The following is a 4,855-nucleotide window of genomic DNA, read 5'->3' as shown; positions in this document are numbered from 1 at the left end:
AAATTCCGTCACCAAATCAACCATTCTATTTAGCATGGCGTTTATTTCCTGCTTTCGACTACCTGGGAGCAATGCAATGATGGGCTGATAATTAAGATCATTCTTTTGGAAGAAAAACTCGTGCTGTTTAAATTTTTTTATTTCATCAAAAAGAGGATTCCCTACATAATTGACTTTTAAATCAAACCTTTCAAAAAACTCCACTTCAAAAGGAAGAATTGAGTAAATATGATCTGTAAATGCTTTCAGCTTCAAAGCTCTTTTTTGATTCCAAGCCCAAACTTTAGGAGGAATATAATAATGGACCGGGATGTTATTTTCTTTGGCAAAAGCAGCAATTTTCATGTTAAAGCCCCCATAATCAACAAGGATAAGGGCGTCTGGTCTAAATGAAAGTATATCATTTTTCACCAGCTTCAGGTATTTCAAAACTTTCCGAAAGCCTAAAACCACTTCTAAAAAGCCCATTAATGCAACTTCAGAATAATCAAAAGCCAAGTCTACTCCAGCCTTCTCAGAATAGCTCCCTCCCATACCTCTGAGTTCCAATTCTGGATTTTTAGATTTCAAAGCATAAACTAAATTGGAAGCATGCAGATCTCCAGAACGTTCGCCTGAAATGATATATATCTTTTTATTGCTGTGGGCCATTTTAAAAGCTAATCAAATGATTTTAAAAAAGAAAAGTAGGCTATTTCAACCTACTCTGTATTTCAATTATTTTCTAAAGTAAAATCAATCTCCATAATATTCTACGAAATTCCTCGGCGTTTCATAAAGAGTCAATTTATGCAATCCTCCGTTGGAAGTAATTTCTTTCACTGCTGGTTCGAGAATCTTCCAAAACTCCATCACCAAATTTTCGCAACTTGCCAGTTTACCTTTCATAAATTCAACGTCAATATTCAGATTTTTATGATCGACCTCATCAATTACTAAGCTTCTGATCAGGGTACTCAATTTCTTTAGATCAACCACAAAGCCGGTATCCGGATCAGGCAATCCTTTAACCATTACGATCAATTCAAAATTATGGCCGTGCCAATTGGCATTCGCACAAGGACCAAAAACCTCCACATTCTTCTCATCAGACCAATTCGGGTTCCACAATTTATGAGCGGCATTAAAATGTTCTTTCCGACAAACGTAAATCATAACTCTTTCAAATAGGACGCAAATGTAGGTAAAAGAAAGAAAATAATAGAATTCAAGGGATTTATCAACACAATAAAGGTCTTTACTTATTAGGTTAACATTTTTAAATCATTTGATTCAAAATAAGGGGTTAGAAGATAAAAAGGCCGATTATTATCGGCCTTAAAATTGTTGAGAGTTGAATATCTTTATGATTCATTAAGCTTTTGAAAGAAAATAGTCAAATGATCTTCTCTGCTCAAATCAAGCTTGAAATCCTTTAAAATTTCTTTAGCTGCTGCTTGATCCTCTTCATGCAAGGATTTGATAATGTTATTTGTTTTACTTCTCACTGATTCCACATTATCATCAGAATCAATTAGATACAAAGTCTCTTCAAAAACAAACATCTGACCTTGAGTAGGAGCATAACTGTTTTTTGGAGGCGTCACAAGATCTGAATAAAATTTTCAATCCTAGTTAGGGAGAAAAATCTTGGATCCTTAAAGCATCAAAAAGTTAAAAAAAAGAGTTAGTGGTTATTTTTTTATATATATATTTCTTCAACTCTTATTTAATTTAAAATAGTATTTTGTTATTTGTGTGTTTAGAAAATTTGCTATTTTTTTATTCGAAAAATACTTAAAATAATTTATAATTATATCAACTTAATTCAATATTTAAATTAAGACATACTATAAAACATAAAAATGATGAATCCAAAGTTAAAGATCCCCTAATCAATTAAAGAACCTTAACAGTGATTCTTCTGTTCAATGCCTGGTTTTCTGAACTCGAATTTGGAACCACCGGCTCTTTATCTCCTTTTCCTTCAACGAGGACCCTTCCTGGATGCATTCCTTCATTTACAAGGTATTCCTGCACACTTTTAGCCCTTTGTAAGCTTAATTGTTGATTATAACCTGGAGAGCCAACATTATCAGTATGCCCGGTAATCAAAATATTTACATTAGGATTTTCCTGCAAAAACTTAAGAAGCCTTTTTAATGATGACATGGATTCAGTTTTCAGTTCGAATTTATCAAAATCAAAGAAAATGTTTTCAAACACAAATTCCTCTCCAGAGGCTACAGGAACTAATTCCACATTCAAATCTTTGACATTTTGAAGCTTATCCCGCTCCACATTATAAATTTTTGGAATGAAACCTTTCTTTTCAACATAAAGCCCAGATATAGATTTATCAGGATAAAGCATCATAAAGTCCCCTGTTTTACCGTCCGACTTAAACTGGTAAAGGGTGCTATCATTCGTCAATGACACTAAGGAAAGAGTAGCATCAATAGGTTCTCCGGTTTTGGAATTGAAAACCTTCCCTCCTGTAACAGTTAGGTTTTCTCCTAAGTAAATCGACTCCGGAAATTTAAACCGATATAAAAGGGATCTATCATTCCCATTTTCTGCAGACGTTAGCTCCGTGAAATAAGCATAATCTTTTTGGGCTGTGATAAAAAGTGCTACTTGATCCAAATGATCGTTGATGGGTAATCCTAGATTTTCGGGAGTGGAAAATTCCCCTCCTTTTACTCTGGATAGAAAAATGTCCATACCTCCAAAGCCTTGATGTCCATCTGAAGCGAAAAATAAAATTTCATTATTAAAAAACATAAAAGGTGAAATTTCATCTTTCGCGGTATTCACGATGTTTCCCAAATTCTTAGCATCTGCCCAAGACCCATCATTTTGCCTTACACTATACCAAATGTCATTTCCGCCAAATCCACCTCTCCTATTAGAGGAAAAGAATAAAATTCTTCCGTCTGCGGACAAAGAAGGTTGGGAATCCCAAGATCTTGAATTCACTTTTTTCCCCATATTGGTCGGTCTTTGCCAGTTTCCATTGACCTTATAAGCAATATATAAATCGCAACTCCCCTCTGAATCCGGTGCATCACAACTGGTGTAGATCAAAATATTACCATCTGCTGTTACGGAACAAGTCCCTTCGTTGTATTGGGAATTTATGGTTTCGGCAATACTCACTGGTTTGTTCCAGGTACCATCTGGCTCTGAATAGGCAGTGTAGATATCTTCTTTGTCAAAATTCCCGGTTCCATCTCTTTTGGTAAATAAAATTTGCTCTCCGTCTGCCGTCAAAACCGGGAAATATTGAAGAGGAAATTGATTGATTGGATCTGATAGTTTTTCTTTCTCAATTGACATGGAATTCCCAAGCTGTTCTCCCAAAAAATCAATTTTTGATTTCATCTGCACGTAGTACATAGTCTTTCGGAAGTCATCCTCAAAAAGTGGATCTGTTTTCTGAAATTCATCATACGCTTTTTGGAACTCTCCTTTCTCCATATAGAGATTTGAAAAAAGCCATCCAAAATCAGCAACATTTTTAGCAGTAGCATTTTTACCTGCCAAACGTTTTTTTCCTGCTTCGGCAACTTGTTCAGCTTCTTCAAGTCTCCCCTGTGTAATTAGCAATTGAGACATCTTTACATAAGCTTCTAGAAATGAAGACTCTCTATTTATAGCATCTTGATATTTTTCTATTGCTTTGTCATATTGTCGGGCAAGAGTGAGTTCCTCCGCTTCTTTAAAAAATTTGATTGCCCTACTATCAATAATAGAATAGGTCTGCGCAAATGTCAGATTGATATTGATTAAAAATAGAATTCCTATGAAAATTCGTCTCATGGACTTAGGGTATGTCCATAAATTTATGAGTTTGAAGCGAAATTTTCCAATTTGGATGATATTTCGTGTAGTTTATGATCTCAGGAGTGAATTTCGACGCTTTACTCCATTCTGGTTGAAGTCGCAATTCACAATCCTTATTTACAAACTTTGAATGCTCTTCTGCAAATTTAAAATCACTAGCATGAAAGATTACAACTTTCAATTCATTTGCTTTTTGATAAATTGATTGATGAGGTTTTTTAAACTTCTTTGGAGAGAAGCAAACCCAGTCAAAATCACCTGAAAACGGATGCGCTCCAGAAGTTTCGATATTGGTAGTGAATCCTTTTTCTTTCAATAAAGATGTCAACGGACCCAAATCATACATCAAAGGTTCTCCACCTGTGATAACGACCAATCTTCCAGGATATTTTTCTGCTTCAGCCACTATAGCCTGAATGCTTTCCACTGGCCACTTACCTGCTTCCCAAGATTCTTTAACATCACACCAAACACATCCAACATCACAACCCCCAAGTCGGATAAAATAAGCCGGATATCCTGTGAATCTACCTTCTCCTTGTATTGTATAAAATGCCTCCATGATCGGAAGCGAAAGGCCTTTTGCAATTAATTCTTCTGTCTTCATGAATTTTTGTTGAAGCGGGCAATTGAACCGCTGGTGAAAATCAGATGCAAAGGTAAGATTTTGTATCAGAAAAAAAGAAAGAATGAAAGTTTGCATGTTTTTCATTCAAACTTTCATTCTTATAACTTCTGAGAATTAATCCTTTTTGAGGGTTGGATAAGTCACTCCCAATTGCTCCAAGTAAGTATCGTATTTCGTTTCATCATAATAAAACTTCCTCATTTCTGGACGGAAAAGATCCATAATCTGCTTATTCAAATAAATTGGAGCTTCGTCATCAGCGGAAATCATTGGCTTATACTCCTCTTCTTTTGTCTGAACATTTTCAAAATAATCCCAAGCCTCACTGACCAATTCAGGATTCAAAAGGAAATCTAAAATAGTCATTGCTTCAGCTTTTGCTCCTGCAGTAACTCCTTTATG

Annotated in this window: 4 protein-coding genes and 2 pseudogenes; all 6 read right to left on the bottom strand. The window is 35.2% G+C overall.

Translation table 11 applies throughout. The features are described 5' to 3' along the window. Positions 1-651 (bottom strand): annotated as a pseudogene (locus Q0L68_RS16465) (lipid-A-disaccharide synthase); the annotation flags it as partial. Positions 652-735: 84 nt separating this feature from the next. Further along, positions 736-1,155, bottom strand: coding sequence for a 6-carboxytetrahydropterin synthase (locus tag Q0L68_RS16460; protein ID WP_296705275.1), 420 nt, complete (start codon positions 1,153-1,155; stop codon positions 736-738). 188 nt (positions 1,156-1,343) lie between these two features. Further along, positions 1,344-1,586 (bottom strand): hypothetical protein, encoded by a 243-nt coding sequence (locus tag Q0L68_RS16455; RefSeq protein WP_296705273.1) that lies wholly within the window; start codon positions 1,584-1,586, stop codon positions 1,344-1,346. Positions 1,587-1,878: 292 nt separating this feature from the next. After that, complete coding sequence (locus tag Q0L68_RS16450; RefSeq protein WP_296705270.1) at positions 1,879-3,801, bottom strand: OmpA family protein; 1,923 nt, start codon at positions 3,799-3,801, stop codon at positions 1,879-1,881. Between the two features lie 4 nt (positions 3,802-3,805). After that, the gene (locus Q0L68_RS16445) at positions 3,806-4,432 is read right to left on the bottom strand and encodes a 7-carboxy-7-deazaguanine synthase QueE (RefSeq protein ID WP_296705269.1); all 627 of its coding nucleotides are present in this window, start codon (positions 4,430-4,432) and stop codon (positions 3,806-3,808) included. Between the two features lie 135 nt (positions 4,433-4,567). Next, positions 4,568-4,855: pseudogene (locus Q0L68_RS16440) on the bottom strand (amidohydrolase); the annotation flags it as partial.

Origin of the sequence: Algoriphagus sp., from assembly GCF_024642405.1 — a bacterium.
GTDB lineage: Bacteria > Bacteroidota > Bacteroidia > Cytophagales > Cyclobacteriaceae > Algoriphagus.
This window is presented reverse-complemented; position numbering and strand designations above follow the sequence as displayed.